This is a genomic window from bacterium, assembly GCA_030647005.1.
GTDB lineage: Bacteria > Patescibacteriota > Patescibacteriia > JACPHY01 > JACPHY01 > JAUSKG01.
This window is the reverse complement of record JAUSKG010000007.1, coordinates 1-3,802: the sequence shown is the minus strand read 5'-3', so window position 1 is coordinate 3,802 and position 3,802 is coordinate 1. Positions and strand designations below refer to the sequence as shown.

At 61.0% G+C, this 3,802-nt stretch carries 6 protein-coding genes; 5 read left to right on the top strand and 1 reads right to left on the bottom strand.

The features are described from left to right. From Q7S96_00715 to Q7S96_00695, 5 genes are all read left to right on the top strand, one after another. The coding region (locus tag Q7S96_00715) for a hypothetical protein (protein ID MDO8462783.1) at positions 1–589 on the top strand (589 nt) is incomplete at its 5' end. Next, complete coding sequence (locus Q7S96_00710; GenBank protein ID MDO8462782.1) at positions 586–1,203, top strand: hypothetical protein; 618 nt, start codon at positions 586–588, stop codon at positions 1,201–1,203. The genes Q7S96_00715 and Q7S96_00710, both read left to right, overlap by 4 nt. Further along, positions 1,200–1,616, top strand: coding sequence for a hypothetical protein (locus Q7S96_00705; protein MDO8462781.1), 417 nt, complete (start codon positions 1,200–1,202; stop codon positions 1,614–1,616). Before Q7S96_00710 ends, Q7S96_00705 begins: the two co-directional genes overlap by 4 nt. Positions 1,617–1,658: 42 nt before the next feature. Next, positions 1,659–2,510 carry a dTDP-4-dehydrorhamnose reductase gene (gene rfbD, locus Q7S96_00700; GenBank protein MDO8462780.1) on the top strand — a complete coding sequence of 284 codons (852 nt, stop codon included), beginning with the start codon at positions 1,659–1,661 and terminating at the stop codon, positions 2,508–2,510. A 307-nt stretch (positions 2,511–2,817) separates the two neighbouring features. Further along, positions 2,818–3,366, top strand: a complete 549-nt coding sequence (locus Q7S96_00695) for a hypothetical protein (GenBank protein MDO8462779.1) — start codon at positions 2,818–2,820, stop codon at positions 3,364–3,366. Positions 3,367–3,505: 139 nt separating this feature from the next. Here Q7S96_00695 and Q7S96_00690 read toward each other — a convergent pair. Then, the coding region (locus tag Q7S96_00690) for a hypothetical protein (protein MDO8462778.1) at positions 3,506–3,802 on the bottom strand (297 nt) is incomplete at its 5' end.

Below are 3,802 nucleotides of genomic sequence, written 5' to 3'. Positions count from 1 at the left end.
GGTGGGGACGATGGTGTTCACGGTCTGGTTGATTCTGTACTACGGCTCGTGGACTATTGCAGACTCGCTCGTGCGGGAGACGAACGTGCTCACGATTTCGTACGTGCGGTACTGGCTCCCTATCACCATCGTCCTCGCGCTCTGGGCAGCGGTCGGACTCCGATGGATTCTTGATCGCTGCATTGAACGGTGGCGCCCGTACATCGCGACGCTCGTGCTCCTGAGCATCGCGATCACATCATTTCGGGCCGTCGTCACTGATCCGGCCGAAGGACTCCTCCGCCAGCGCGCCGCACTCGCCGAGCATCGCACACGTGCTCGTTCCGTCATCGCGGTGACCGAGCCAAACGCGGTTATTGTCTCGCACCGCATGGACAAGGTCTTCTTCCCAGAGCGCGCGGTGGTGCATGCGATGGATCGTCCGCAGGACGATCCGGGGTTTGGCAAAAAACTCTACCAACTCATCGACCGCGTGCCGGTGTACTGGTACGTTGTTGGCATGGGCACCACATCCGAGTTTCTTCTCGTTCCAGAACGAACGGAGATGCCATTCGGCGAGAGCCTCTTTCGTCTGCCGTGGGAGCTATGATCGCACCCCGAAATATTCGGTGGGCCGTTTGGATCGTTGCGGTAGGATTTCTTTTGATTCTTGCACTGCGTGATCTTCAGCTTGACCGACGGTTCGATGTGGTCGCGCAGCTGGATCGGGCGACGCCGTATCTATCGTTTCTGGGGCCGCCGGTGCGCGTGGAGTTGTCGGCCGATCGTGTGAATGTCATCGGCGAGCCGGTGTACGTCAACCTCCGCATCCCGCGGTGGTTCCGGCGGGCAACGGTGGAGTTGCGGTATGAGAATCCGGGAGACATCCCGCTCAGGTTTGGGGTGCGGACGCATCCGACGCAGTGGGCGTTTCAGTTTCCTGAACCGGAGTTCCACCCCCTCGCGCTCCCCCTCCCGGAGGGAGGGGGAGAAAAAGAAAAAATATTTCCCCCCGTTCCACCGGGAGGGGGGGCGTGGGGGGGTGGGGAAATAGTGACCATGCGGATTCCGTTTGAGCTCCAGCGTGCGTGGCAGGTGGAGCGGAATGTGTATCGGTTCGTGCTCTCTGCGCCGGGTGCAAGTTCGGAGCAGCCGATCATCGTGCACGGGCTGCGCGTGATCGCGGAACGGGAGCCGGTGTGCCTCGCGGGTATTTGCCTATGAGATCAGTATTCGGTATTCAGTATTCAGTATTTTGGACACCGCTTACGGTAGTTGCACGTGAGCTGTTGCCGGTATTGCTTGTGCTGTATCCGCTCCTGCTTTTGCTCGACGATCTCGAGCCGGGGTTTGTGCGGAGTGTGGTGAATCCGCATTGGTTTTTGGTGGCGTTGATTGTGGTGGGGATCGTGGCGGGACGCGGCGCATCCTCCCCCTCGCGCACCCCCTCCACAGCGGTGGAAGGGGAGAAATTGAGAGCGGTACTCGCGATTGCCGTTGCGGTCGCTGTCGGCTTCTGGGTCTGGTGGCGGCTTCAGGCGGGGATGCTGGGGATCGTGGTCGCGCTCCTTGCGGCGATTGCTGTTGGAGCGGTCGTCCTTGCGGCCAGAACAACGGAGCCGTCCGACAATCCGTGAACGTCGCATTCAGCATTTTGCGTTCATCATTCAGCATTTCGTGTGCGTCTCTTCCTCACCGGTGCATCTGGACGACTTGGCGGTGCGATCCTGCGGCGGCTTGCGGGGGCGCATGACATCGTCGCGCCGACTCACGAGGCGCTCGACCTCACGGATGCTGCTGCGGTGCATGCGGCAGTAGATTCGGCGCGGCCGAATTGGATCATTCACACCGCGGCGTACAACAATGTTGATGAGACCGAGGGGGCGGGTGCGCGGCAAGCGTTCCTGGCGAACGCCTACGCACCGTCCATCCTCGCCAACGCGGCGATAGCGGTGGGGGCACGAACGCTCCATATCTCGACGGATTACGTTTTTGATGGGTTGAAGACCGAGGGGTACGTCGAAGACGACGAGCCGGCGCCGATCAGTGCGTACGGCATCTCGAAATACCTTGGCGAGCTCGCCATCCGCGCGCGAGATCCGCGTGCGGTGATCGTACGAACATCGCGTCTGTACGGTCCGCCTGCCACCTCTGCCAACGCGAAGCGAAGTTTCGTTGAGATCATTTTGGATCTCGCGACGAAATCCTCATCCTTCGCGATCAATCGTGAAGAGGTGTCGAGCCCGACACTCGTTGATGATCTCGCGGCGCACCTCGATACGCACGTGCTCCGCAATGCTGTCATCACACCGGGCATCTACCACATGGCCAATACGGGCGGCTGCACGTGGGAGGAATGGGCACGCGCGATCGTCGTCGCGAAGGGTCTCCACGCCACCGTAACACCACGCGATCCCGCCGAGCTCAAGCGCCCAGCGCGTCGCCCCGCGTACTCCGTGCTCCGATCCACAAAGCTCCCGCCGATGCGGGCGTGGGAGGAAGCGCTGCGGGGGTTTTTGCTGCATACGTGAACCCCGATTTCCTGGTTGACAATAGCAATGCTTCGATGTACGTTGATTGTTGGAGGTTCCTCATGGAAAAGAGAAGCATGGTTCCGGTCAAAAAGGGGACTGCGAGCGAACGGAATCGACGTCTCCTCCGAGAAGATTGCGCGCGGCGTCCCGGCGATCCTATTGCTTCGTTCTTCTACGTGCTCAGCGTGAGTCCGACCGTTCCTTCTCCAGCGCGCAAGCGCAGTGCTCGCAAGCACGTTCGTCGATCGGGTACATAACGACGATGATTCCCCGCTCTTTGGAGCGGGGAAGTGCATGTCTTCATATGTCGCTCCAGATTATCGCCACCGCCATTGACGGCGTTCGTGTCGAACTCCAGCCGCGCATCGGGAATGCGGATGGGGCGGTGTTGCATATGCTGCCGGGGGGGACGGGGAATCTGGATGCGCCGGGGGGGAAGATTTTGGATGTGTATGCGTTTACGACGCGGGGGAAGGGGAACGTGCGTGGGGGGCATTACCATCCGGTGCTCGATGAACTTTTCTTTACATTCACGGGGAGTGCGTTGTGGGTGTTGTCGGATGTTCGTCCTGACTCGCCGACGTATCGCGTGACCGCGGGTGTCATTGTGGGCGATGTGGCGCCTCAGGAGACGCACGGTATCCCGACGTATGTGCTAGCGGATGGTCCGCTTGCGCGTCTTCGCGTCCCGCATGGGGTCTACCATGCGCTCGTTCCGCTTACGGATGAGCGCGTGACGACGGTCGCGCTCGGCTCTACGCCGTACGACAAGGAGGATTATCGGTACCCGACGCTCGATGAAGTGCCAGGGGCGCGGGAGTTGCTTGGGAAGTTTGGGATACAAAAAGAGTAGTCATTGCGAGCCGCAGCGGTGAAGTGATGCGTAGCGTCATCCCGAGTCTGCACGGGGCGGCGAGGGACCCCCCACGCCATGCGCTTGTGCGAGGGGTGAGATTGCTTCGTCGTGTGACTCCTCGCAATGACGGCAACTTTTACCACCAGATGCACGCGTAGAGGATTTTCCACGTGATTGCCATGATCGGGTTTGCGATGCGGGTTATGAGGCCGCCGCTGGCGTCGCCTTCTTGGAAGAGGATGCGACCCTCAGCCCACCGGAGGAGCTTGCGGTCCCCGATGCGACGCTCGCGTTGCATGCGACGGCGGCGCTGCCATATCCACTGCCACGTGCTTCCGTGGAACATGAACCGCCATGCGCGGAGTTTCTCGCGCCACCAGCCGCTCCGCGTGCTCACGAGGAATGACCCGAGCTCCACCGCGAAGAATGGGAG

Bases quoted from the DNA above. Each gene is read 5' to 3' on its own strand.
- Q7S96_00710 (MDO8462782.1), top strand. From the start codon at position 586: ATGATCGCACCCCGAAATATTCGGTGGGCCGTTTGGATCGTTGCGGTA.
- Q7S96_00705 (MDO8462781.1), top strand. From the start codon at position 1,200: ATGAGATCAGTATTCGGTATTCAGTATTCAGTATTTTGGACACCGCTT.
- Q7S96_00695 (MDO8462779.1), top strand. From the start codon at position 2,818: ATGTCGCTCCAGATTATCGCCACCGCCATTGACGGCGTTCGTGTCGAA.